The following is a 23,208-nucleotide window of genomic DNA, read 5'->3' on the forward strand; positions in this document are numbered from 1 at the left end:
ACGGAGAAAAGCGATGAGCGGCTTTGCCAACCTGGTGCCGATGGTGATCGAGCAGTCGAGCCGCGGCGAACGCGCCTTCGACATTTTTTCGCGGCTGCTGCGCGAGCGCATCGTCTTCATCAACGGAGAGATCAATGACGGCGTGTCGGCGCTGGTCTGTGCCCAGCTTCTGTCGTTGGAATCCGACAATCCCGACAAGGAGATATCGCTCTACATCAACTCGCCGGGCGGCGTGGTGACCAGCGGCTTCGCCATCTACGACACGATGCAGTACATCTCTTGCCCGGTGTCGACCGTCTGCATGGGCTTTGCCGCGTCGATGGCCTCGTTCCTGCTGATGGCGGGCACGCCGGGCCGGCGCATCGCGCTGCCCAACACCAGCATCGTGCTGCACCAGCCGCTGGGCGGCTTTCAGGGCCAGGCTTCCGATATCCAGCGTCACGCCGAAGGCATCCTGCGCACCAAGAAGCGCATGACCGAACTCTATGCGCATCACTGCGGCCGCACGTTTGAAGAGGTCGAACGCACGCTCGACCGCGACTATTTCATGACCGCCGAGGAGGCAAAGACATGGGGCCTTGTCGACCATGTTTTCGACACCCGCAAAAAGGCGGCGTGAAAAGGTAGCCGGCCGGCCACGGGTGACGATGACCACTTCGACAATTTTATCGCCACCGGTCTGGCTTCGGCCAGCGTGCGGCGATATGGTCCGCCGATGCTCGAAGAGATCTCACGCGCCCGCCTGAACCGGCTGATCATCGGTGTTGCCGTCGCGGCCATGGTCTCCGGCATGGCATTCGCCGAAGACAATTCAACGCCTTCGCGGAAAGGCACGCTGCCCGGCGTGGCCAGCGACTATCGCATCGCCAAGCCGGCTCCCGTGCCCGAACCCGACAACGCCGTGCCGAGCAGCGGCAACGGTCAGTTCAAGATCGGCGATACCGATGTCAGGATTTCCGGCAGCATAACTCTGGATGTCAGTGCCGGCGCGATCAAGGCGCCCCGGCGGTAGGCCGGTGAGTCCGCCAAGCCCTCCTATTGGCGCATGATGCCTGGCATACCTCTTCCCTTTGTCATCTCGCTTTTGCTGATCATTCTTCTCGTGAGGCTGATCAACCGGCGAGAGTCTGCCCTCGGTCCAGAAGTCGCTTTCGTTGGCGCCTGTGCAACGCTGGTAACGATCGCCGGACTGCGCTGGAGCTTTGATGTCCAGGCCATACGGTTCATCCAGCCCGTCATAGCCGCCTCGCTGCCGCCAATCGCCTGGTTCTGCTTTGCCGGACTGACGGGAGCCCGAAGCTCCATGCCGATATGGCTCCATGCCATTCCGATCGGCATCGTGGCAATCCTTTCTGCGACCTGGATGAGATGGCAGCCGCCGATCGATCTGATCTTGGCGGCGTTGTTCCTTGGATATGGATTTGCCTTGCTGCGCCTGGCGTCAGCGGGGCCGGATGGCCTCGGCGCCGCACGACTTGCCGACGCGGCAAAGGCGCAGAAGGCCACTCTGATCGCAGGGCTGGTCCTAATCGGTTCCGGCGTGGTCGATCTTCTGATCGCAGGCGATTTTAATTTCTACCAGGGCACTCACGCTGCTTCGATCGTTGCTATCGCCAACCTGTTGACCCTGCCGCTCATTGCCTATGCCGTGGCAGTCGTTGGGAAAAGCGTATCTCCTCCGGAAGCCATGGACGCCGTGCAGGACAGCCTGACGGACCGGGTAACAGCCTTCGGCCGATCGGAACCGTCCGATCTTGCAACGGCAAACGACACCCGGATTGTTGAAACCGTCGATAGGTTGATGCGCGAAAAGCAGTTGTTTCGCGACCCGGATTTGACATTGAACCGCCTGGCCCGAAGGGCCGCCATCCCATCGCGACAGATCTCGGCCGCCATAAACCGCGTCTGCGGCAGGAACGTATCGCAGGCGGTCAATGAATATCGGATCGAACAGGCGAAACGGCTTCTCGCCAATTCCGACCTGCCGATAACCACCATCATGTTCGAGGCAGGGTTTCAGACGAAGTCGAACTTCAATCGCGAATTCCTTCGGCTGACGGGAACGAGTCCGAGCGACTATCGCCGCTCGAGCACGCAAAATCGCAATGAGAGTGGGGCTATCTCGGTGGAATCGCCCGCTCCAGGAACGCGATAATTCTATCGGCAACCTCACGATGGACGGCCTCTCTCCCCCGTGCTCCTCCGTCCTTGCAGACGATGCCGTCGCCGGGCGTATCCTCTTCGATCAAGGCGACAGCTCCTGGCTTGCAGAGCTGCATGAAGCTGAAATGCATTGCGTCGGGAATCTCGATATAGCTGGATGTCGCCGACGGCAGCTTGGCGGCAAGATATCCCGACTCCAGTTTGGCCGGCATGTCGCCAATGTCGACACCTGCGCCGATGACCAGCGCCGGCACGTGCAAGGCAGCGAGGCTTTCAGGCGTGAAACCACGCGCAAGCCCCAGATCGAGCGAGACGACAGCGCCAATCCTCACATCGGTCAGATCGCCATCCAGCTCTGCGACGGCACCCGGGACAATGCCCAATTCGGCGGAAAGTGCGCAAGCGCGCGGGCTTGAATGCGTCTTGCAGTCCCGCGCGAAAAGGTCCGTGCTGAAGCGTGCTCCGGCAAGCGCAGCGACCGTCCATCCACCAAGAGAATGGCCGATTGCCGCAATGCGGCCCGGTTCGATGGGTCCCGCAAGCGATGTATCACCGATCAGCTCGTCGATCACGCGGCTGAGGTCGTGGGGGCGCTCCCAGAGTCTTGCTGCCTCTGACGGACGTCTGTCGAAGGTCGTTGTTCCAGGGTGATCAGGCGCCGCGACGACGTATCCTTGATGGACGAGTTCGCCTGCGAGCCAACTGAGGTTTCTCCAGCTGCCACCATAGCCATGCGAGAGGACGACGAGCGGATGCAAATCCCTCGACGGATGGGCGTTCCTGATGGCCTGCACGCCGTAGAAGACACGGTTTTCGCCGGCAGCTGCTACCGGGCCATCGTCGCTGGTCGGATACCACAAGCTGACATGCAGCGGCCGCTCCCCCACTGCATCCGGCAACTCGGTTTCCCGAAAGCCGATGGCATCGGCCGCCTGCGCGACGGAGATCGAAAGAAGGGTGAGCAGAACTATCGGCAGAACAGGTTTAAGCGTCGAAATCTCCAACAGAGGTTGAACATGCGTTCATTGTCGGAGATGGCAGTCTGCGGAGACCTATAACGCGATCAAGGACGTGATCCGATGCGGTATTCCTTGTTTCCGATCCCCTCCTTCTTGGCATGTCTCCACGAGCGGCCACTCGCGGCGCATCGTGGCCCGAAACCCGCGCCACCTGAAACGAACAGCCCCGCCGCTGCTTCCGCAAACGGTCGGGGCTTTTTTGGATCTAAAATCCAATCTACCGGGAGTACACTGCCGGCCTTAGATTTCGGATGCTTCGCGGCGTTCAGCCGACGATCCGACTAGTAGTCTCTGATTTTGGGGTAAGGCAGGTCACGGTTTGTCGGGCGGTGCGAACGCCTGGCCCTGACACTTATGCCTGCCGCGGCTCCAACGACACGTGGAGCCTCAAGGGACTGTCCGGTGGAGTCATTCCTCTGCTCTCCTCTTCTGTCCATTGCGACTGGTGCCGTCCGAAGCGCATATCGCAAGAGCCTGCGGCGTCTCGCAGGCCACCTTAGGGTGGCGAGGCCATCGAAAGATGGCCGGCTTCGGTGACGTTTGGAGTCTGCCCCCCTGAGGCTAAGACGTCAACAGTTGGATAGCCGATTACAAAAAATGTGATCGTCAGACGCTTGGTGTGACCTGGGCCGGTACACAGCTTTTGTCAGGAGCGTGTTCAGTCTTTGTTCTTTCTGCTTGCTCGCCCGCGCGAAAGACGGTTAAAGGCTTTGATCGAGAGTTGTGGCGTCTCTCGAAACGGTGGCGAAATTACCTACATAGGGGATGGCCGGGACAACCCGCCATCCCATGAGATTCCAGATCTGAGGCGGCGACCGGCGATGGCCGACCAAAAATATCTTTCTATTCGCGGCGCGCGCGAACACAATCTGAAGAACGTCGATCTCGACCTGCCGCGTGACAGCCTGATCGTCATGACCGGCCTGTCGGGGTCCGGCAAGTCTTCGCTCGCCTTCGACACCATCTATGCCGAGGGCCAGCGCCGCTATGTCGAGAGCCTGTCGGCCTACGCCAGGCAATTCCTCGAAATGATGCAGAAGCCGGATGTCGACCAGATCGACGGCCTGTCACCGGCCATTTCCATCGAGCAGAAGACCACTTCGAGGAACCCGCGTTCGACGGTCGGCACCGTCACCGAAATCTATGACTACATGCGACTGCTGTTCGCGCGCGTCGGCATCCCCTATTCGCCGGCCACCGGCCTGCCGATCGAGAGCCAGACGGTGTCGCAGATGGTCGACCGCGTGCTGGCGGTCGAGGAAGGCACGCGCCTGTTCATCCTGGCGCCGATGGTGCGTGGCCGCAAAGGCGAATACCGCAAGGAACTGCTGGAGCTGCAGAAAAAGGGTTTTCAGCGCGTCAAGGTCGACGGCGTTTTCTACGAGATCGCCGACGTGCCGGCGCTGGACAAGAAGTACAAGCATGACCTCGACGTCGTCGTCGACCGCATCGTGGTGCGCGGCGACCTGGCGACGCGGCTTGCGGATTCCATCGAAACCGCGCTGAAGCTGGCCGACGGGCTGGCAGTGGCGGAATTCGCCGACCGGCCGCTCGACGCCAGCCAGACCGGCGAGGATTCGGTCAACAAATCGAAGAACGAGACGCACGAACGTATTCTGTTTTCGGAAAAGTTCGCCTGTCCGGTGTCCGGCTTCACCATTCCCGAGATCGAGCCGCGGCTGTTCTCCTTCAACAACCCGTTCGGTGCCTGCCCGACCTGCGACGGCTTGGGCAGCCAGCGCGCCATCGACGCCAGCCTGATCGTGCCCGACGACAACCTGTCGCTGCGCGCCGGCGCCGTCAGCCCGTGGGCGAAATCGACTTCGCCCTATTACGCGCAGACCCTGGAAGCGCTGGGCAAGGCCTATGGCTTCAAGCTCGGCGACAAGTTCCGGGAGCTGACCGAAGAGGCAAAGCAAGCCATCCTGCATGGCACTGGCGAGCGCGAGATCACCTTCCAGTATGATGACGGCCTGCGCTCATACAAGACGACCAAGACCTTCGAGGGCGTCATCCCCAATCTGGAACGGCGGTGGAAAGAGACCGAATCCGCCTGGATGCGCGAGGAGATCGAGCGCTTCATGTCGGCCACGCCTTGCCCAGCCTGCCACGGCTACCGGCTGAAGCCGGAGGCGCTTGCAGTGAAGATCGCCGGAAAGCATATCGGCGAGATCACCGAGCAGTCGATCCGCAAAGCCGACCATTGGTTCACCGAGCTGCCCGCCTCGCTCAGCGACAAGCAGAACGAGATCGCGGTGCGCGTGCTCAAGGAGATCCGCGAGCGGCTCCGCTTCCTCAACGATGTCGGGCTCGACTATCTGACGCTGTCGCGCAATTCCGGCACGCTGTCGGGCGGCGAGAGCCAGCGCATACGGTTGGCCTCGCAGATCGGCTCCGGGCTCACCGGCGTGCTCTATGTGCTGGACGAGCCGTCGATCGGCCTGCACCAGCGCGACAATGCACGCCTGCTCGACACGCTGAAGCATTTGCGCGACATCGGCAACACGGTGATCGTCGTCGAGCATGACGAGGACGCAATCCTGCATGCCGACTATGTCGTCGATATCGGGCCTGCCGCCGGCATCCATGGTGGCCACATCATCGCGCAGGGAACGCCGCAGCAGATCATGGCCAGCCCCGCTTCTATTACCGGCAAATATCTGTCCGGCGAACTCGAAGTGGCGACGCCGGCGATGCGGCGCGAGGCGAAGAAGAACCGGCGCCTGAAGGTCGTCGGCGCGCGCGGCAACAATCTGAAGAACGTCACCGCCGAAATCCCGCTCGGCACCTTCACCGCCGTCACCGGCGTGTCCGGCGGCGGCAAGTCGACCTTCCTGATCGAAACGCTGTTCAAGGCGGCGTCGCGCCGCATCATGGGCTCGCGCGAGCACCCGGCCGACCATGACCGCATCGAAGGGCTGGAGTTCCTCGACAAGGTCATCGACATCGACCAGTCGCCTATTGGACGGACGCCGCGCTCCAACCCAGCCACCTACACCGGCGCCTTCACGCCGATCCGCGACTGGTTCGCCGGCCTGCCCGAAGCCAAGGCGCGCGGATACCAGCCCGGCCGCTTCTCGTTCAACGTCAAGGGTGGCCGCTGCGAGGCTTGCCAGGGCGACGGCGTCATCAAGATCGAGATGCACTTCCTGCCGGACGTCTACGTCACCTGCGACGTCTGTCATGGCAAGCGCTACAACCGCGAGACCCTCGATGTCTTGTTCAAGGGCAAGTCGATCGCCGACGTGCTCGACATGACGGTCGAGGAAGGCGTCGATTTCTTCGCCGCCGTGCCCGGCGTGCGCGACAAGCTGGAGACGCTGAAGCAGGTCGGCCTCGGCTACATCCATATCGGCCAGCAGGCGACGACGCTGTCGGGCGGCGAGGCGCAGCGCATCAAGCTGGCCAAGGAGTTGTCGCGCAAGGCGACCGGCAAGACGCTCTACATCCTCGACGAGCCGACCACCGGCCTGCATTTCCACGACGTCGCCAAGCTGCTCGAAGTGCTGCACGAGTTGGTCGACCAAGGCAACACGGTTGTCGTCATCGAGCACAATCTCGAGGTCATCAAGACCGCCGACTGGGTGCTCGACCTCGGCCCCGAGGGTGGCGATGGCGGCGGCGAGCTGGTGGCGTCCGGCACGCCGGAGGACATCGTCCGCGAGAAGCGCAGCTACACCGGCCAGTTCCTCAGGGAACTGCTGGAGCGTCGCCCCGGAGGCAAGCGCGAAGCGGCGGAGTGAACAGGCATACCGGTTGACGTTTGGAAGAACCTTCAATGAAGATCAGAAGAGCGTTTGCCGGTGATCTTGACGCTGTTGTCGCGCTGACCGAAGCCGCCTATGCGCACTACACTGCGTTGCTGGGCGCGCCGCCGATCCCGGTCACCGAGGACTACGTGCCGCGGATCGAACGCGGCGAAGTCTGGCTTTTCGAGCAAGACGAGCAGCCGGCTGGATTGCTGGTTCTCGAGCGGCATCCAGACCATGGCATGATCTTCTCCGTCACTGTCTCCCCTGCCTTTCAAGGCAAGGGCCACGGCATCGCCCTGCTCAATCACGCGGATGAACAGACACGGTTGTGGGGCTTGCCCGAGGTGCGGCTCTACACCAACGCGAAGATGGAACGGAACATCGCGCTCTACAAAGCCTATGGCTTTCACGAGACGGGTCGGCGGCCCAACCCATATCGGCCAGGATGGACGGTCGTCGACATGGCGAAAGCCGTCCAGACGACCGCCATCGCCTGATCCTTTTCAGCAAACCGGGAGGACGACAGTGACTCAATCGGGAACAATTCGCGCCGGCATGGGCGGCTGGACCTTCGAGCCGTGGGATAAGTCCTTCTATCCGGACAAACTGTCGAAGGCCAAGCAACTGCACTATGCCAGCCGGCAGGTGCCGAGCATCGAGGTCAACGGCACCTATTATTCGAGCTTCAAGGAGCCGACCTTCGTCAAATGGGCAAACGAGGCGCCGGACGGTTTTGTCTATTCGCTGAAGGGCAACCGTTTCGTCACCAACCGCCGCGTGCTCGGCGAGGCAGGCGAGTCCATGATGCGTTTCCTGGGCTCGGGCGTCGCTGCACTGGGCGACAAGCTCGGGCCAATCCTGTGGCAGTTCGCACCGACGAAAAAATTCGACCCGGACGATTTCGAGGCCTTCCTCAAGCTCCTGCCGGAAAAGCAGGATGGCGTTGCGCTGCGCCATGCGGTCGAGGTGCGCAACGACAGCTTCATCGTGCCGGAATTCGCCGCCCTGGCGGGCAAATACAGGGCCGCGATCGTCTATGCCGACCACGCCAAATACCCTGGTATCGCCGATGTCACCGGCGATTTCATCTATGCGCGGCTGCAGACCGGCAGCGACGACAATCCCGACTGCTACACGCCGAAGGCGCTCGACGAATGGGCGGCGCGGGCAAAAACCTGGGCGGAAGGCAAGGTGCCGGCCGACCTGCCGCGCGCCGATCCCTCAACCGATGCACCGGTCAAACCGCGCGATGTGTTCGTCTACTTCATCACCGAAGGCAAGGTCCGCGCGCCGTTCGGCGCCATGGCGCTGATGAAGCGTGTCGCGGGCTGATGACCTCGAACCCCGGCCCTTCGTCGCCATCGTAACCTTATCGATACCTCCTTGCTGCATGAATCCCACCAGGCAAAGTCGCGGGATCGATGCGGGCAAGGACGAGGGGCATGTCGCTCGACTACAACTCACTTCTGCTGGCTGTCGGTTTTTCGGCCGCCTGCCTGAGCCTGACGTTGTTCGGCATCTGGCTGACCGCACGGACCGAAAAGTTCTTGCTGACATGGGCGATCAGCGCGTTGTTGATCGTCGGCGACGTTGTCATCTACGGAGACTATATCGAGACGCCCGGACGCATCCTCGGCATCGCGACATTCACCCTGCTCCTGGTTGGGTTCTCGACCATGCTGGGCGCCGCCTACCAATTCAGAAGCGGCCGGTCGCCAATCCCGCTGACGGTTTTCGGCAGTTGCATCTCGCTTGCCATAGCGCTGCCGCCCATGGCGCTCGGATATGATGGTCTCGGCTTCATGTTCGAAAACCTCCTTGCCGCCCTGCTTTTGTTTGCAACGGCCTATCAGTACTGGATGGGGCGCACCGAGGCCCCTGTCCCGATCATCGGCCTCGCCGTGCTCTACTCGGCCACCGGCATATCCTTCGTGCTGTGTGCCTTCGCTCTTGCATGGGATGGAAAGCTCGTCCTTGGACATGCGCCCAGCAACTGGGCCGAGGATCTGAGCCTGGTCATTGTCATCGCCAGCATGACCGGCATCGGCGCCCTTTCGCTGGCGCTCAACCAGGGCCGTCTGGCCCGGCATCACCGTCTGGATGCGTTGACCGATCCGCTGACCGGCCTTCTCAATCGGCGCGCGCTGTTCGATCTCAATGGCGGCGCCCCGATCGGAGCTTTCACGGCGGTGGTCGTGTTCGACCTCGACGGTTTCAAGGCCATCAACGACGAATTCGGCCACGCCACGGGCGATCAGGTGCTGAAAGTGTTCGCCGAGGAACTCGCGGAAAATCTTCGCCCGACCGATGTCGCCGCGCGCATGGGCGGAGAGGAATTCGCGCTGGTCCTGAGGCGAACCCTGCCCGAAACGGTGGAGCTCACCGCCGAGCGCATACGCATCGCCTTCGCCGCGCGCGTCATCGAGACAGAAACCCGTCACCTGACATGTACAGTCAGCGCCGGATACGCTTTCGGCAGCAAGGACGGCATGAGCTTCGACAAGGTGCTCAGCGCCGCCGACAAGGCGCTCTATGCTGCCAAGCGCGGCGGTCGCAACCGCGTCGCCGCCTCGACATTCCGACGCGCAAGCTAGCCGCTTGGCGGCACAGGGCAACCGCCCCTTCGCCTGCCCTCACGCCGCCATCACGACCTCGTTGTAGGCATCGAGATCGACGTAGAAGACCTTGGTGATCTCCGCAATCAGCTCGTCGTGGTCGTATCCTTGCGACTTCAGGATGTTGATGGCGGTCATGATGTCGACGCGCTCGGTGAGTCGTCGTTTCTGGTGATCTTCGAAGTAGCGTTCCATCGGCTGTCCCTGGCCAAGTGCCCCAAATGCGCTGAACAACGAACAGATCGCGGAAAGGAGGTGCTTGCATGGACGTGCCGGCCGAGCCGCGCCTCACCTTGATCCGTCAACGAGACTGATACGGAAAGCGGCCGACTCAACAAGGCCAAGGAAAGCCTAGCACGCAATCTTCGGCGCGCCAGAGGCGTTGAAGAGACGGAGCAGACCTTCGTGAGTTCGTCATCTTTGAGTGTAGCAAATGCGAGGTGCAGCGAAGACCCGAGGATGACGACCGGAGGGGTGTTTTGACCAAGGTTGTGCGCTCCGCCGCCGAGGAGAACCGTCATTCTCCCCGAGCTAGACGGTCAGGAATTTGCGGACGTCCGCACGGTCAAGATCTTCCGCGGGACCAGTGTGGACGATCTGGCCGCGGTCCATGATGTTGACCTCGTCTGCCAGTTCACGGCAGAAATCGAGATATTGCTCGACCAGGAGCACGGCAATACCTGCCTGGTCACGCAGATAACGGATGGCGCGGCCGATATCCTTGATGATCGACGGCTGGATGCCTTCGGTTGGCTCATCGAGCACAAGGAGTTTGGGCCGCATCACCAGCGCCCTGCCGATGGCAAGCTGCTGCTGCTGGCCCCCGGAAAGGTCGCCGCCGCGGCGCGCGAGCATCTGCTTCAGCACCGGGAACAGTTCGAAGACATGGCCGGGAATGTTGCGATCGGCGCGCTTCAATGGCGCAAAGCCCGATTCGAGGTTTTCCCGCACGGTGAGCAGCGGAAAGATCTCCCTGCCCTGCGGCACGAATGCGATGCCCGACCGGGCGCGATCATACGCCGCGCTCCGGTCGAGCGCCTTCCCCTCGAAGGCAACGCTTCCGCTCGTCAGCCGGTGGTGGCCGACGATCGATCTCATCAAACTGGTTTTGCCGACGCCGTTGCGGCCGAGCACGCAGGTGATCTTGCCCGCTCCGGCCTTCAGCGAGACGCCGCGCAGCGCCTGGGCGGCGCCATAGTGGAGCGTGGCGTTGGAGACTTCGAGCATGGTCAGCGCCTTCTCCAACGCCTGAAGAACGAAAGGTCGAAACGATGGAACGGAACGCGCCAGACCATGGTCATCTCCCCAGATAGACTTCGACGACGCGCTCGTCGGCCGAGACGAAATCGAATGTGCCTTCCGACAGGACCGAGCCTTCGTGCAGGCAGGTGACTTTGACGCCGAGCTCGCGCACGAAATGCATGTCGTGCTCGACGACAATGACCGAATGGTCGCGCGCAATATCCTTGAGCAGCCGCGCGGTTTCCTCGGTCTCGGCGTCGGTCATGCCTGCGACCGGTTCGTCGACCAGCAGCAGCTTCGGATCCTGCGCCAGCAGCATGCCGATCTCGAGCCATTGCTTCTGTCCGTGGCTGAGATTGGCGGCGAGTTCGTCGCGCTTGTCGCCGAGCCGGATGATGCCGAGGATATCGTCGATCTGCCGCGCCTCGGCGGCCGAGCGGCGATGGAACAGCGCCGGGAAGATCGAGCGCGGGCCTTTCAGCGCCAGCATCAGATTCTCCTCGATCGTGTGACTTTCAAAGACCGTCGGCTTCTGGAATTTCCTGCCGATGCCCATCATGGCGATGTCGGCTTCGTCATGTTTCGTCAGGTCGACCCGGCCGTCGAAGTAAACCTCGCCTTCGTCGGGTCGGGTCTTGCCGGTGACGATGTCCATCATCGTGGTCTTGCCGGCGCCGTTGGGACCGATGATCGCGCGCATCTCGCCCTTATCGAGCACCAGCGACAGATTGTTGATGGCGCGAAAGCCGTCGAAGGAAACCGAGACGCCGTCGAGATAGAGGATGGTGTTGCTCTTCGACATCGCTCACTCCGCCGGCTGCGGTTCGGGGCCTGACGCGGACCGGTCGACGGGCGTTCTCGCCGCACTGCGAACGATCTTCGGTGGTGCCGGGACATCCGGATCGATGCCGGCTTCCTCGGCGATCGAGGCCGCCCGCAGCGCCTTGGCATTGCCACGCCATGAATCCCACATGCCGACAATGCCCTTGGGCAGGAAGAGCGTGACGGCGACAAACAGTCCGCCCAGCGCAAACAGCCAGAACGCCGGCAGCACGCCGGTGAACCAGGATTTGCCGGCATTGACCAGAAGCGCGCCGATGATCGGCCCGACGATGGTGCCGCGCCCGCCGACGGCCGCCCACACCACGACTTCGATCGAATTGGACGGTTCGAACTCACCCGGATTGATGATGCCGACCTGCGGCACGTAGAGCGCGCCGGCGATGCCGGCCATGACCGCCGATACGGTGAAGGCGAACAGCTTGATGTTCTCCGCCCGCCAGCCGAGAAAGCGCGTGCGGCTCTCGGCGTCGCGTACCGCCATCAGCAGCTTGCCGTATTTGGAACCGACGATTGCCCAGGTGACGAAGACGGCGAGCGCCAGCATGACGGCGCTGGCCGCGAACAACGCCGAGCGTGTCGCATCGGCCTGCACGTTAAAGCCCAGAATATCCTTGAAATCGGTCAGGCCGTTGTTGCCGCCGAAACCCATGTCGTTGCGGAAAAAGGCAAGCAGCAGCGCATAGGTCATCGCCTGGGTGATGATCGACAGATAGACGCCGGTGACGCGGCTGCGGAAGGCGAACCAGCCGAAGACGAAGGCGAGCAGGCCAGGCACCGCAAGCACCATGACCGCGGCAAACCAGAAATGGTCGAAACCGTACCAGAACCACGGCAATTCCCCATAGTTCAGGAACACCATGAAGTCGGGCAGCAGCGGATTGCCGTAGACGCCGCGCGAACCGATCTGGCGCATCAGATACATGCCCATCGCATAGCCGCCGAGCGCGAAGAAGGCGCCGTGGCCGAGCGAAAGGATGCCGCAATAGCCCCAGACGAGATCGAGCGCCAAGGCGAGCAACGCGTAGCAGAGATACTTGCCGGTGAGAGCGACGACATAGGACGGCACGTAGAACGCGCTTGTCGGCGAGACCGCAAGATTGAGCAGCGGCATGATGATGGCGACCGCCAGAAGGATGAAGATCGTGATGGCGATGCGGCGGTCAGCGCCGGCGGCGAAGAAGCGTCCCGTGATCATGCTTCCACCGCCCTGCCCTTCAGCGCGAACAGGCCGCGCGGACGTTTCTGGATGAACAGGATGATAAGGACCAGCACGACGATCTTGCCGAGGACCGCCCCGGCATAGGGTTCGAGGAATTTGTTGACGATGCCGAGCGAGAAGGCGCCGACAAGCGTCCCCCAGAGATTGCCGACGCCGCCGAAGACGACGACCATGAAGCTGTCGATGATGTAGCCGCGGCCGAGATTGGGCGAGACGTTGTCGATCTGGCTGAGCGCGACACCGGCAATGCCGGCAATGCCGGACCCCAATGCGAAGGTCAGCGCGTCGACCCACGGCGTCCTGATGCCCATCGAGGCGGCCATGCGGCGGTTGGCGGTGACGGCGCGCATCTGCAGGCCCCAGGGCGTGCGCTTCATCACATAGAGCAGCACCGCGAACACGCAGAGCGAGAAAACCAGGATCCAGAGGCGGTTCCAGGTCACGGCAAGCTGGCCGATATCAAACGAACCGGACATCCACGACGGATTGCCGACCTCCTGGTTTGTCGGCCCGAAGATGGTGCGCACGGCCTGCTGCAGGATCAGCGAGACGCCCCATGTCGCCAGCAGCGTCTCCAGCGGCCGGCCGTAAAGGAAACGGATGACACCGCGCTCGATGACAAGGCCGACGAGCGCCGCAACGAGAAAGGCGAGCGGCAGCGCGATGACCAGCGACCAGTCGAACAGGCCGGGAAAGGAATTGCGGATCACTTCCTGCACGACAAAGGTGGTGTAGGCGCCGAGCATGACCATCTCGCCATGCGCCATGTTGATGACGCCCATGACACCGAATGTGATGGCGAGGCCGATCGCCGCGAGCAGCAGCACCGACCCGAGCGAGATGCCGTACCAGATGTTCTGACCCGCATCCCACAGCGCCAGCGTCGAATTGATCCTGGCCATCGCCGCCGTCGCCGCGTCCTTGACCGTGCCTTCGGAATTGGCCTCGACGGAGGTGAGCAGGGACAGCGCGTCGCGGTCGCCGCGCGCGCCGATCAGGGCGATCGCCGCAAGCCTGTCGGCCTCCGGCCTGTCCGACACCAGAACGGACGCGGCGCGGGCCTGTTCGAGCAGCGCCTTGACGCTCGCGACGGTCTCGTTGGCGATTGCGGCGTCGAGCGGCTCGATGTTTGTGGCGTCGGGCGTCTTGAACATGGTGGCGGCGGCAGCAATGCGCGCCGCCGGGTCTTTCGCGCCGAGCGTCAGCGTGCCCAGCGCATCACGGATGGCGCGGCGCAGCGTATTGTTGACCTTGACCTTGGTGATGTCGCCTTTGGCCGCGTCGCCGGACTTTTCACCGCTCAGCGGGTCGAGCAGCTCAATGCCGCCGGCGCCGTCCTTGCCGACGAAAACCAGGGAATCGTTCTTGCGGACATAAAGATGACCTTCCGCAAGCGCGGCAAGCGGGCGTTCGACGGCACGGTCGCCGGTGGCCGCGAGCTCATGCACGACGGCTTCGATCGCAGAAAAATTCGAGGCAGTGGCAAATTTGGCGATGATGGCGCGCAGATCGGCTTCGGCAGCGTTCGACGGCAGCAGCGTCCCCAGAAGGAGCAGCAGCGTCAAGCCAATCGCGCGGATGAAGATCATCGGTTTCTGGCGGCTCTTGAAGGGTTGAAATTCGCGTCCGGGCGGACTGGAGGAGAGGAGGCGTTCGCCCGGACGCTTCGCGGTCTTAGGTCGTGAAGAATCCACGACCGGTCAGACCCGGGAGGATCAGTTGGTTCCCTTGCCGCCGCATTTGCCGGTGGCGACATTGAAGTTGCCGCAGGACAGGGGCGCACGCCAATCGGAGATCAGGTCCTTCGAATCAGCCAGATAGTCGGACCACTCGTCGCCCATCACCAGGCCCGGCGTCTGCGAGACGGTCTCGAACTGGCCGTCGGCCTGGATCTCGCCGATCAGCACCGGCTTGGTGATGTGGTGGTTCGGCATCATGGTCGAATAACCGCCGGTCAGGTTCGGCACCGAGACGCCGATCACGGCGTCGATGACCTTGTCAGGATCGGTGGTGCCGGCCTTCTCGACTGCCTTCACCCACATATTGAAGCCGACATAGTGGGCTTCCATCGGGTCGTTGGTGGTGCGCTTGTCGTTCTTGATGAACTTGTGCCAGTCGGCGATGAACTTCTCATTCTCGGGCGTATCGACGCTCTGGAAATAGTTCCAGGCGGCAAGGTGGCCGACAAGCGGACCGGTGTCGAGGCCGGCAAGCTCTTCCTCGCCGACCGAGAAGGCCATGACCGGAATGTCCTCGGCCTTGATGCCCTGGTTGCCGAGCTCCTTGTAGAACGGGACGTTGGCGTCGCCATTGACCGTCGAGACGACCGCGGTCTTCTTGCCGGCCGAGCCGAATTTCTTGATCGCCGAGACTTCGGTCTGCCAGTCGGAGAAGCCGAACGGCGTGTAGTTGACCATGATGTCCTCGGCGGCGACGCCCTTGGCCTTAAGATAGGCTTCGAGGATCTTGTTGGTCGTGCGCGGGTAGACGTAGTCGGTGCCTTCAAGCACCCAGCGCTTCACCGAACCGCCGTCCTCGCTCATCAGATAGTCGACGGCTGGAATAGCCTGCTGGTTCGGCGCCGCACCGGTGTAGAACACGTTGCGCTCGCTCTCTTCGCCCTCATACTGGACTGGGTAGAACAGGATGTTGTCGAGCTCGCTGAACACCGGCAGCACCGACTTGCGCGACACGGAGGTCCAGCAACCGAACACCGCCGCGACCTTGTCCTTGGAGATCAGCTCGCGCGCCTTTTCGGCGAACAGCGGCCAGTTGGACGCCGGGTCGACGACGACAGCTTCGAGTTTCTTGCCGAGCAGGCCGCCCTTTGCATTCTGCTCTTCGATGAGCATCAGCATAGCGTCCTTCAGCGTCGTCTCCGAAATCGCCATGGTCCCCGACAGCGAGTGGAGAATACCCACCTTGATCGTGTCGTCGGCCGCCCTGGCGGGGACGCTCATCAGCAGGCCGGCCACGACCACGCTTGTCGAAAACATTTTTGTTATTGTCGAGAAACTGCCCCTCATATTCAAACTCCCAAGCTGGTTGATCGCATCGCAAACAGACCATGCAACGGCTGTGCCAACCGTGGGAGCAAAGCTAAGTGTACTGAGATTTCCTAGCCCTATCAGCCGGTTAATATATTAGCCGCCGAGTATGGACGGCGCCCCTCAAGGTCGGATTGAGAAAAGATTGCGCAACTCTGCTTAGATTTTGCACAGATATCGATCATTGCCTAAATTTTAGTCCTCTGCCCCTGGAAAATGGCAAACCACAAATGTTGCAGTGCCGCAGGAAAATGGGGCAAGGTCGGCTCTCAAGCGAGCGACGCCATGGCTTTCAGGATTCCCTGTATTTTCAGCATTTTGCTTTCGGTTGCAGCCACCGGCGGCGCACGCGCCGACTTCGCCGACGGCAAATTGCCGGACGGGACCTATCACTGCGAGGTCTATCTGCTTGGCATGTTCCTCAGCCTTGGCGACATCACCATCAAGGGAGATGTCTATAGCGGCCCGGTGACCTTCGGAACCGCCCAGCAGGGCTACAACTATCAGATGGATGCAAATGGCGAGATCACCTGGTTGGGCCCGTTGGGCGGCTACACGGCCGGCGGCAACTCAATCTCGCTCACGCAAGCCACCCTGGACGGTCAAACCAGCCCCTCCTTCGACATCATCATGAAGCAGCCTGACGGCGCCTTCACCGCCTCGACCTGCACAAAGCGTTGAGATGCCAAAAAAGCCGGCGCGGAACCTTGTGGGGTTCCGCGGCGGCAGGCAGTCGGGAGGTTATGGCTAAAGGCTCTTCGCCGACATCTGTTCGGCGATATAATCCGCCTGACGGATCGCCAGCGACACGATCGTCAATGTCGGATTTTCGGCGCCCCCAGTGGTGAACTGGCTGCCGTCCGACACGAACAGGTTCTTGATGTCGTGCGTCTGGCCATGCTTGTTGACGACGCCGTCGGCCGCCTTTTCGCTCATCCGGTTGGTGCCGAGATTGTGGGTCGATGGATAGGGCGGCGTCGGGAAGGTCCGTGTCGCGCCCACCGCCGCGTAAAGCGCCGAACCCTGCTTGTAGGCGTGGTCGCGCATCGCCGTGTCGTTGGGATGGTCGTCGAAATGCACGTCCGCCACCGGCATGCCGTGCTCGTCCTTCATATCGGCATGCAGCGTGATGCGGTTTTCCTCGCGCGGCATGTCTTCGCCGACGATCCACATGCCGGCCATATGGTCGTAGTGATCGAGCGCCGTGGTGAAGGAACGTCCCCAACCGCCGGGATTGAGGAAGGCGGCCATGAACGGCAGGCCGAGCGAGAGTGTCTCGAGTTCGTAGCCGCCGACGAAGCCGCGCGAAGGATCGTTGCGTGCTTCGTCGCGGATGATCCCAGCCATGGTGGTGCCGCGATACATATGCACCGGCTTGTCGAAGACCCCGTAGACCGAGCCCGTGGTGTGGCGCATATAGTTCTTGCCTACCTGCCCGGACGAATTGGCGAGACCGTCGGGGAATTGGCTTGATGCCGAGTTGAGCAGCAGCCGCGGACTCTCGATCGAGTTTCCGGCGACGGCGACGATGCGGGCCTTCTGTTCCTGAAGCTTGCCGTCCTTGTCGGCATAGACGACGCCGGTCACCTTGCCTGACGCATCATGGTTGATCTTGATCGCCATGGCGTTTGGCCTGACCTCGAGATGGCCGGTCGCCTCGCCCTTGGGGATTTCGGTATACAGCGTCGACCATTTGGCGCCCCATTTGCAGCCCTGGAAACAGAAGCCGGTCTGCTGGCAGGCATTGCGGTCGTCACGCGGCTCGGAATTGATCGCCATCCGGCCGGTGTGGCACTCCTTGTAACCGAGCTTGTCGGCGCCGGCCTTCATCACCTTGAAGTTGTTGTTGCCGGGGAGGCCTGGGATGTTGTTGGTGAGCGTCACGCCCAGCTTGTCTTCGGCCTTTGCGTAGTAGGGCTCCAGATCGGCAAGCGTGATCGGCCAGTCGAGCAGGTTTGCGCCTTCCAGTTTTCCGTAGGTCGAAAGCGTTTTGAATTCGTGCTCCTGGAACCGCAGCGAAGCGCCCGCCCAGTGCGTGGTCGAGCCGCCGACAGCCTTGACGATCCACGCCGGCAGGTTGGGGAAATCCTTCGCCACCCGCCAGTCGCCCGAGGTTGTGCGCTTGTCCGTCCAGGCGAGCTGGGCGAATGAATCCCACTCGTCGTTGATGAAATCCTCGTATTCGTGACGGGCGCCCGCCTCCAGGATGACGACATCGATGCCCTTCTGGGCAAGTTCGTTGCCGAGCGTGCCGCCGCCGGCGCCCGAGCCGATGATGACGACCACGCCATCGTTCTTGAGATCAAATGGTGCTGCCATGGTTTCCTCCCATGATGTCTGTTGTATGCGGTTGGTATGACGGGGCTCAGAGCCACTCGATGTCGTCGAACCCGCGCGCCATGTAGCCGCCTTTGGAGTAGGACTCGCCCTCGTAGCCGAAGATCGGCCAGACCTCTTTCTGGTTGTAGAGGCCAACGACAAGCCCGCCGCGGACTGCCTGGAAAAACGGCGTGTCCTCGATCTGTCTCAGCACGGCAACGCGTTGCTCCTCCCAGCCGAGACCGGTGTAGCCGTCCTTGCCCGACTTCAAGTCGAGATCGGCGATGCCCTTTTCGATGAGGTCCTTATGGGCAGGATCCTTGCCGGCCTGCTCGTCATGCGCCTTGACGGCGATTGCGTAATATTTGTCAGGCACTTGGTCGTGCGGGTAGATGTCGCGCGCCATCTGGATCAAAGTCGCCATGGTCTCGGGCTTGAGCGCGGATGTTTCGAGACCCCATGCATGTTCCGGGCTGATGACGGCACGGCCCGAAATGACCAGCAACGCGCCGACACCGCCGCGCTTCAGAAGCTCGCGCCGCGACAGCCCGGGCTTTCTCTCGTAGATGGTGACCATTTGTTCCTCCCTTGCTTGCTATGCACCCGAAGGTGCCGTGGCTGGCGCCGCGCTGGCCGGCGCGGCCGTAATGTCCCCTATTTGAACCGGCCCTGACGCTGAAGAACTTCGATTTTGTAGCCGTCGGGATCCTCGATGAAGAAGAAGCGCGCGAGCAGTGTTCCGTCGCGGTTGAACTCGACGATCTTCTTCGGGTTCAGGCCAAGCGCGCCGAGCCGGTCATGTTCGCTGTCCAGATCGGCGACCGAAACCGCGAGGTGGCCGTAGCCATCGCCGAGCGCATAAGGCTCCTGCCGGCCCTTGTTGACGGTGAGCTCGACTTCGAACTCCGCGTCGGCATTGCTCAAATAGACGAGTGTAAAGGTTTCGAAATCGAGCCGTTCGGCGACGTCCAGTCCAAAGGCTCTTCGGTAGAAGTCGACGGACCGGACCTCGTCCAGAACCCGGATCATGGTGTGGATCGCCTTTGCCAAATGACACTCCGTTGCAGCAACGCTTATGCGCGTCAGCGTGATTATGCGCGGGTTGCGGCAAAGATGGTGGCAGCCGATTACCACGCGCAAATCTGACAATGGGATAGGAGACCACCTAAGGACGAAAGTCCGATTGCTGTTTTCCGCTTTCCAGCCGAAGATAATTGGACACGATAGGCATTGCTCAAAGGCGCGAATCGCTGCTGTTTTGCGCCCAAAATCAACAAGAACGGGAGGTAACGATGTGCAGGGTTTTTGCCGGGCAGGATCCGGAGGGCTATCGACAGATCAACCGATCGATCCGCATCGACGGGCACTCGACCAGCATCCAGCTCGAGGCGACGTTCTGGGCCTTGCTCGACGAGATCGCCGACAGCCAGGGTTTGACGACGCCGAAATTCATCTCGAAGCTCTATGACGAGGCTATCGAGATCAATGGCCAGATTCCGAACTTCGCGTCGATGTTGCGCACGACCTGTGCCCTCTATCTGCGCGGCCATCGGCCGGGCATCGAAGAACACGCGACCCAGAAGCGGCAAGCAGCTTAACTTTCGCTCGCAACATCGAGCGCGAGCCGGGTCATGTCGGTGAAAAGCGCCTGGCGTTCGGAATAGTCGGTCTGCTCGCCGGTCACCACATTGTCGACGACGGTCAGTATCGACAGCGCCCGGGCGCCGAAATGCGCCGCGATGCGATAGAGCGCGCTGGTTTCCATATCCACGGCGAGCGCGCCCTGGGCCTGCGCGTCGGCGAAGCGGGCACGTCCCTCAGGATGATAGAATATATCGCTGCAGGCCGTCAGCCCGGCCTGATGTTCAATGCCTAACTCGGCAGCCTTGGCCAACGCTCGGGAAAACAGTGCCGGATCCGGGCCGGCGTTAGGGCCATAGAGCCCGAAGACCTGACCGCTCTCTGCACTTTCGCCCCGCACCGACTGCGAAATCACCAGGCTGCGCAGTTTGGCCGCGGCAGTCAGGCCACCGCAGGTACCCGTGCGGATCAGTGTCCTGACGCCATGGAAGTCCAACAATTCATGCGCGTAGATCAGGAATGACGAGACGCCGATGCCGGTGGACTGGATGCTGATAGGCTTATCGCGAAACAGGCCGGTAAAACCAAGGGCCCCCCTGCGACGGTTGACGCAGCGCGGCGCCTCCAGAAAGGTTTCCGCCATCCATTCGGCACGCTGCGGATCGCCCGGCAACAGCACTGTTGCGGCATAATCCCCCTTGCCTGCCTCGTTGTGCGGCGTCACGGCATGCTCCCCAAAACCCGCCGCCTGTTTCGCCCATGATCATGCCAGTCTCGCGTCATTACGCAAGCGCGAGAATTAGCAAACCCTAAGATTCCAGCACGTCCTTGACGATTGTGGCCAGTTGCTTGAGCGAAAACGGCTTCGGCAGGAACCCGAAATGCGCGTCTGCCGGCAGGTTCTTGGCGAACGCATCCTCCGCGTAGCCGGAAACGAAGACGAACTTGATGTCCGGCTGCCGCTTGCGCAATTCGCCAAGCAGCGTCGGTCCGTCCATTTCAGGCATCACCACGTCGGAAACGACGATGTCGACCTTGCCGCCGAGCGCTTCGAAGACTTCCAGCGCCTCGACGCCCGAGGACGCTTCGTGGACGGTGTAACCACGCGATGTCAGCGCCCGCATGCCACCCATGCGCACGGCATCCTCGTCCTCGACGAGCAGCACCGTCGCCGAGCCCGACAAATCCTTGGCCGTGTCGGCGATCTTTACCGGTGCAGCCGGCGCCTCGCCGGGTTCACCTGCCAGTCTCGCCTCCGCAATGTATCGCGGCAGGAAGATGCGAAACACGGATCCCTTGCCGACTTCGGAATCGCAGAAGATGAAGCCGCCCGTCTGCTTGATGATGCCATAGACCATGGACAGGCCGAGGCCAGTGCCCTTGCCGACCTCCTTGGTGGTGAAGAAGGGCTCGAAAATCTTCTTGAGCACTTCGGGGGCGATGCCGCTGCCGGTGTCTTCGATTTCGACCACCACATAGTCGGCCGGCGCAAGTTCGCGGTAGGGAAGGCTCTTGCTCTCCTCTGCGGTCACATTCCGGGTGCGCACGGTGAGCTCGCCGCCGGTCGGCATCGCATCGCGCGCATTGACCGCCAGATTGACCACCACCTGCTCGAACTGCCCGATGTCGACCTTCACCGGCCACAGGTCGCGACCATGATCGACCTTCAGCTTGATGTCGTTGCCGACCAGGCGGGCCAGCAGCATCCGGAGATCGGCAAGCACGTCGGTCAGGTTGAGCACTTCCGGCCGCAGCGTCTGCTTGCGCGAGAAGGCCAGAAGCTGCCGCACCAGCGAGGCCGCCCGGTTGGCGTTCTGCTTGATGTTCATGATGTCCGGGAAGGACGGATCGGACGGGCGATGGTTGGTCAACAAAAGGTCCGACGCCATGATGATGGCGGTCAGCACATTGTTGAAGTCGTGTGCGATGCCGCCGGCGAGCTGGCCGACCGCCTGCATCTTCTGGCTTTGCGCCATTTGGCCCTCGAGCGCCTTCTGCTCGGTGGTCTCGACGGCGTAGACAATGGCCGATTCTTCGGCGCCCTCGCCGGTACCGTCGGCGACCGCGTTGACGTAGAAGCGCATGTGCCGTTCCTCGTTGCCGGGAAGCAGCGTATCGATCGGTTCGATGTCGGCCTGCCGTTGTCGCGCTTTCTCGAACGCCACGGCAAAGGCGGGCCGGTCGCGCTCATGGATCACCGTGTCCAACCTCACGCGCCGATCGACCGCGTCCCCGTCGACGACGGAGGAAAACAGCGACAGGAAAGGTGCGTTGGTGCGCAAGATGCGCCCGCTGCTGTCGACGGCTGCTATTGCCATCGGGGTCGAATTGAAGAAACGGGTGAAGCGGATCTCCGAGGCGCGAAGATCGGCGGAAGCGTCTTCGCCCTGCGTCCGGTTGAGCACGATGGTGCGCGTCGGACCGTTGATGCCCTCGCGGCTGGCCGAAACCCGATGCATGAAACGCACGGGCAGCGCCTCGCCCTTCACTGTCGTCAGATCGAGGTCGATGACCGCATTGCGCGTGGTGCCGGGATCGGCCTTGACCGAGCGGACCAGCGCCATGCCGTCGCCGGCGACGATCTCCGGAAGGGTGACGGCGCCAGGCGTGAAGCTCGTCAGGTCGATGCCCAGCCACTCCGCAAGCGTGGCGTTGATGTAGGTGACGCGGCCTTCCTGGTCGGCTGAAAAGAAGCCGGCCGGTGCATGGTCGAGGTGATCGATGGCCTTTTGCAGATCGAGGAAGAACCGCTCCTGCTCGGCCCGTTCCTCCGAGACGTCGGCGAGTTGCCAGGCGAGCAAGGGCAGTCGCTGGCCTGGAACGCTGAAGGCGCGGGCGCGGGCGCGATACCATCGCGCACCCGGCTCGGCGCCGGGTCGAATGGATTGCGCAAGCCGAAACTCCCCGTCGCCGGGCTGGCCGTCGCGCAGGCCGGAGGCGAGCCGGTATATGGTCACCGAGGCCTCGGGAACATCGGACAGCAACCCTTCGACCGTCTTGAGATCCGCGGCGGACGCCGCGCCCGTCATGTCGGCATAGGCCCGATTGGCGTAGACGACCCGACCCTTCGTGTCGGTGACGAGAAGACCTTGCGACATTGAATCGACAAAGGCTTTCGACAGCTCGTCACTCGTCGAGCGCGGTGTGATCTGCACGAAGCCGATGGCGGTGGCGAACAGGAAGCCGACACCGATCATCGCCAGCACGCCGAGCATTCCAAGCAGGAATGGATCGCCAAGACGTTCGCGGAAAAGGCCGAAGACGACCGCGGCGCCCGTCAGAACGACGATGAAAATGATGAGCCGGGTGACCGCACCCGGTCGCGTGCTCTGGTCGACGATCGGTACCGGATAGAAATCGCCGCGCGCTTCCTTGGCCATGTGCCCCCTGCTCGTGAATTCCGGTACT

At 62.1% G+C, this 23,208-nt stretch carries 21 protein-coding genes; 9 read left to right on the top strand and 12 right to left on the bottom strand.

What is annotated here, in order from left to right:
• The first annotated feature begins 13 nt into the window (after window positions 1–13).
• The 3 genes from E5X88_RS15820 (at window position 14) to E5X88_RS15830 (ending at window position 2,155) form a co-directional block, all read left to right on the top strand.
• Complete coding sequence (locus tag E5X88_RS15820; RefSeq protein ID WP_292162812.1) at window positions 14–619, top strand: ATP-dependent Clp protease proteolytic subunit; 606 nt, start codon at window positions 14–16, stop codon at window positions 617–619.
• 96 nt (window positions 620–715) lie between these two features.
• Window positions 716–1,012: a hypothetical protein gene (locus tag E5X88_RS15825; RefSeq protein WP_292162815.1), complete on the top strand. Its 297-nt coding sequence runs from the start codon at window positions 716–718 to the stop codon at window positions 1,010–1,012.
• A gap of 528 nt (window positions 1,013–1,540) precedes the next feature.
• A complete protein-coding gene (locus E5X88_RS15830; RefSeq protein WP_292162818.1) occupies window positions 1,541–2,155 on the top strand; it encodes an AraC family transcriptional regulator in 615 nt (204 codons plus the stop codon).
• On the opposite strand, the gene E5X88_RS15835 is transcribed toward E5X88_RS15830, so the two are convergent.
• Window positions 2,118–3,140: an alpha/beta fold hydrolase gene (locus E5X88_RS15835; protein ID WP_292162940.1), complete on the bottom strand. Its 1,023-nt coding sequence runs from the start codon at window positions 3,138–3,140 to the stop codon at window positions 2,118–2,120. The two genes, E5X88_RS15830 and E5X88_RS15835, sit on opposite strands and share 38 nt — an antisense overlap.
• Before the next feature lie 863 nt (window positions 3,141–4,003).
• Between E5X88_RS15835 and uvrA the strand changes: the two genes are divergently transcribed.
• The 4 genes from uvrA to E5X88_RS15855 all read left to right on the top strand — a co-directional run bounded on the left by uvrA (window position 4,004) and on the right by E5X88_RS15855 (window position 9,528).
• Entirely contained in the window at window positions 4,004–6,925 is a 2,922-nt protein-coding gene (uvrA, locus tag E5X88_RS15840) for an excinuclease ABC subunit UvrA (RefSeq protein WP_292162820.1), read from the top strand.
• 35 nt (window positions 6,926–6,960) lie between these two features.
• Entirely contained in the window at window positions 6,961–7,431 is a 471-nt protein-coding gene (locus E5X88_RS15845) for a GNAT family N-acetyltransferase (protein ID WP_292162823.1), read from the top strand.
• A gap of 28 nt (window positions 7,432–7,459) precedes the next feature.
• A complete protein-coding gene (locus E5X88_RS15850) occupies window positions 7,460–8,266 on the top strand; it encodes a DUF72 domain-containing protein (protein ID WP_292162825.1) in 807 nt (268 codons plus the stop codon).
• A gap of 110 nt (window positions 8,267–8,376) precedes the next feature.
• Complete coding sequence (locus E5X88_RS15855; protein ID WP_292162827.1) at window positions 8,377–9,528, top strand: GGDEF domain-containing protein; 1,152 nt, start codon at window positions 8,377–8,379, stop codon at window positions 9,526–9,528.
• Window positions 9,529–9,567: 39 nt separating this feature from the next.
• Here E5X88_RS15855 and E5X88_RS15860 read toward each other — a convergent pair whose 3' ends face one another.
• The 6 genes from E5X88_RS15860 to urtA all read right to left on the bottom strand — a co-directional run bounded on the left by E5X88_RS15860 (window position 9,568) and on the right by urtA (window position 15,849).
• Window positions 9,568–9,744: a hypothetical protein gene (locus E5X88_RS15860; RefSeq protein WP_292162828.1), complete on the bottom strand. Its 177-nt coding sequence runs from the start codon at window positions 9,742–9,744 to the stop codon at window positions 9,568–9,570.
• Between the two features lie 336 nt (window positions 9,745–10,080).
• On the bottom strand, window positions 10,081–10,776 hold the full coding sequence (gene urtE / locus E5X88_RS15865) for an urea ABC transporter ATP-binding subunit UrtE (protein WP_126041867.1): 696 nt from the start codon (window positions 10,774–10,776) through the stop codon (window positions 10,081–10,083).
• A gap of 70 nt (window positions 10,777–10,846) precedes the next feature.
• Window positions 10,847–11,593, bottom strand: a complete 747-nt coding sequence (gene urtD, locus E5X88_RS15870) for an urea ABC transporter ATP-binding protein UrtD (RefSeq protein WP_292162831.1) — start codon at window positions 11,591–11,593, stop codon at window positions 10,847–10,849.
• Between the two features lie 3 nt (window positions 11,594–11,596).
• Window positions 11,597–12,829 (bottom strand): urea ABC transporter permease subunit UrtC, encoded by a 1,233-nt coding sequence (gene urtC / locus E5X88_RS15875; protein ID WP_292162833.1) that lies wholly within the window; start codon window positions 12,827–12,829, stop codon window positions 11,597–11,599.
• Window positions 12,826–14,442, bottom strand: coding sequence for an urea ABC transporter permease subunit UrtB (urtB, locus tag E5X88_RS15880; RefSeq protein WP_292162835.1), 1,617 nt, complete (start codon window positions 14,440–14,442; stop codon window positions 12,826–12,828). Before urtB ends, urtC begins: the two co-directional genes overlap by 4 nt.
• A gap of 126 nt (window positions 14,443–14,568) precedes the next feature.
• A complete protein-coding gene (gene urtA, locus E5X88_RS15885; RefSeq protein ID WP_292162836.1) occupies window positions 14,569–15,849 on the bottom strand; it encodes an urea ABC transporter substrate-binding protein in 1,281 nt (426 codons plus the stop codon).
• Between the two features lie 336 nt (window positions 15,850–16,185).
• On the opposite strand from urtA, the gene E5X88_RS15890 reads away from it, so the two are divergent.
• Window positions 16,186–16,581, top strand: a complete 396-nt coding sequence (locus E5X88_RS15890; protein WP_292162837.1) for a hypothetical protein — start codon at window positions 16,186–16,188, stop codon at window positions 16,579–16,581.
• Window positions 16,582–16,647: 66 nt separating this feature from the next.
• Here E5X88_RS15890 and E5X88_RS15895 read toward each other — a convergent pair whose 3' ends face one another.
• The 3 genes from E5X88_RS15895 to E5X88_RS15905 form a co-directional block, all read right to left on the bottom strand.
• Entirely contained in the window at window positions 16,648–18,219 is a 1,572-nt protein-coding gene (locus E5X88_RS15895) for a GMC family oxidoreductase (RefSeq protein WP_292162839.1), read from the bottom strand.
• A gap of 46 nt (window positions 18,220–18,265) precedes the next feature.
• The gene (locus E5X88_RS15900; RefSeq protein ID WP_292162841.1) at window positions 18,266–18,796 is read right to left on the bottom strand and encodes a gluconate 2-dehydrogenase subunit 3 family protein; all 531 of its coding nucleotides are present in this window, start codon (window positions 18,794–18,796) and stop codon (window positions 18,266–18,268) included.
• Between the two features lie 77 nt (window positions 18,797–18,873).
• On the bottom strand, window positions 18,874–19,269 hold the full coding sequence (locus E5X88_RS15905) for a VOC family protein (RefSeq protein ID WP_292162843.1): 396 nt from the start codon (window positions 19,267–19,269) through the stop codon (window positions 18,874–18,876).
• A 242-nt stretch (window positions 19,270–19,511) separates the two neighbouring features.
• Here E5X88_RS15905 and E5X88_RS15910 point away from each other — a divergent pair, with 242 nt between their 5' ends.
• Window positions 19,512–19,817: a ribbon-helix-helix domain-containing protein gene (locus E5X88_RS15910; RefSeq protein WP_292162844.1), complete on the top strand. Its 306-nt coding sequence runs from the start codon at window positions 19,512–19,514 to the stop codon at window positions 19,815–19,817.
• Here E5X88_RS15910 and E5X88_RS15915 read toward each other — a convergent pair.
• Both E5X88_RS15915 and cckA read right to left on the bottom strand, forming a co-directional pair.
• Window positions 19,814–20,524: a DeoD-type purine-nucleoside phosphorylase gene (locus E5X88_RS15915; protein WP_292162847.1), complete on the bottom strand. Its 711-nt coding sequence runs from the start codon at window positions 20,522–20,524 to the stop codon at window positions 19,814–19,816. The two genes, E5X88_RS15910 and E5X88_RS15915, sit on opposite strands and share 4 nt — an antisense overlap.
• Window positions 20,525–20,609: 85 nt before the next feature.
• The gene (gene cckA, locus E5X88_RS15920; protein ID WP_292162849.1) at window positions 20,610–23,180 is read right to left on the bottom strand and encodes a cell cycle histidine kinase CckA; all 2,571 of its coding nucleotides are present in this window, start codon (window positions 23,178–23,180) and stop codon (window positions 20,610–20,612) included.
• Window positions 23,181–23,208: the final 28 nt, after the last annotated feature.

The sequence above is a fragment of the Mesorhizobium sp. genome (assembly GCF_004962245.1).
Lineage (GTDB): Bacteria > Pseudomonadota > Alphaproteobacteria > Rhizobiales > Rhizobiaceae > Mesorhizobium.

What these genes read in the sequence shown, in the direction of transcription:
- E5X88_RS15860 (WP_292162828.1), bottom strand. Translation starts at nt 9,744, where the DNA reads ATGGAACGCTACTTCGAAGATCACCAGAAACGACGACTCACCGAGCGC.
- E5X88_RS15825 (WP_292162815.1), top strand. Translation starts at nt 716, where the DNA reads ATGCTCGAAGAGATCTCACGCGCCCGCCTGAACCGGCTGATCATCGGT.
- cckA (WP_292162849.1), bottom strand. Translation starts at nt 23,180, where the DNA reads ATGGCCAAGGAAGCGCGCGGCGATTTCTATCCGGTACCGATCGTCGAC.
- E5X88_RS15890 (WP_292162837.1), top strand. Translation starts at nt 16,186, where the DNA reads ATGGCTTTCAGGATTCCCTGTATTTTCAGCATTTTGCTTTCGGTTGCA.
- urtC (WP_292162833.1), bottom strand. Translation starts at nt 12,829, where the DNA reads ATGATCACGGGACGCTTCTTCGCCGCCGGCGCTGACCGCCGCATCGCC.
- urtD (WP_292162831.1), bottom strand. Translation starts at nt 11,593, where the DNA reads ATGTCGAAGAGCAACACCATCCTCTATCTCGACGGCGTCTCGGTTTCC.
- E5X88_RS15845 (WP_292162823.1), top strand. Translation starts at nt 6,961, where the DNA reads ATGAAGATCAGAAGAGCGTTTGCCGGTGATCTTGACGCTGTTGTCGCG.
- E5X88_RS15855 (WP_292162827.1), top strand. Translation starts at nt 8,377, where the DNA reads ATGTCGCTCGACTACAACTCACTTCTGCTGGCTGTCGGTTTTTCGGCC.
- E5X88_RS15820 (WP_292162812.1), top strand. Translation starts at nt 14, where the DNA reads ATGAGCGGCTTTGCCAACCTGGTGCCGATGGTGATCGAGCAGTCGAGC.
- E5X88_RS15900 (WP_292162841.1), bottom strand. Translation starts at nt 18,796, where the DNA reads ATGGTCACCATCTACGAGAGAAAGCCCGGGCTGTCGCGGCGCGAGCTT.
- urtA (WP_292162836.1), bottom strand. Translation starts at nt 15,849, where the DNA reads ATGTTTTCGACAAGCGTGGTCGTGGCCGGCCTGCTGATGAGCGTCCCC.
- E5X88_RS15910 (WP_292162844.1), top strand. Translation starts at nt 19,512, where the DNA reads ATGTGCAGGGTTTTTGCCGGGCAGGATCCGGAGGGCTATCGACAGATC.
- uvrA (WP_292162820.1), top strand. Translation starts at nt 4,004, where the DNA reads ATGGCCGACCAAAAATATCTTTCTATTCGCGGCGCGCGCGAACACAAT.
- E5X88_RS15895 (WP_292162839.1), bottom strand. Translation starts at nt 18,219, where the DNA reads ATGGCAGCACCATTTGATCTCAAGAACGATGGCGTGGTCGTCATCATC.
- urtE (WP_126041867.1), bottom strand. Translation starts at nt 10,776, where the DNA reads ATGCTCGAAGTCTCCAACGCCACGCTCCACTATGGCGCCGCCCAGGCG.
- urtB (WP_292162835.1), bottom strand. Translation starts at nt 14,442, where the DNA reads ATGATCTTCATCCGCGCGATTGGCTTGACGCTGCTGCTCCTTCTGGGG.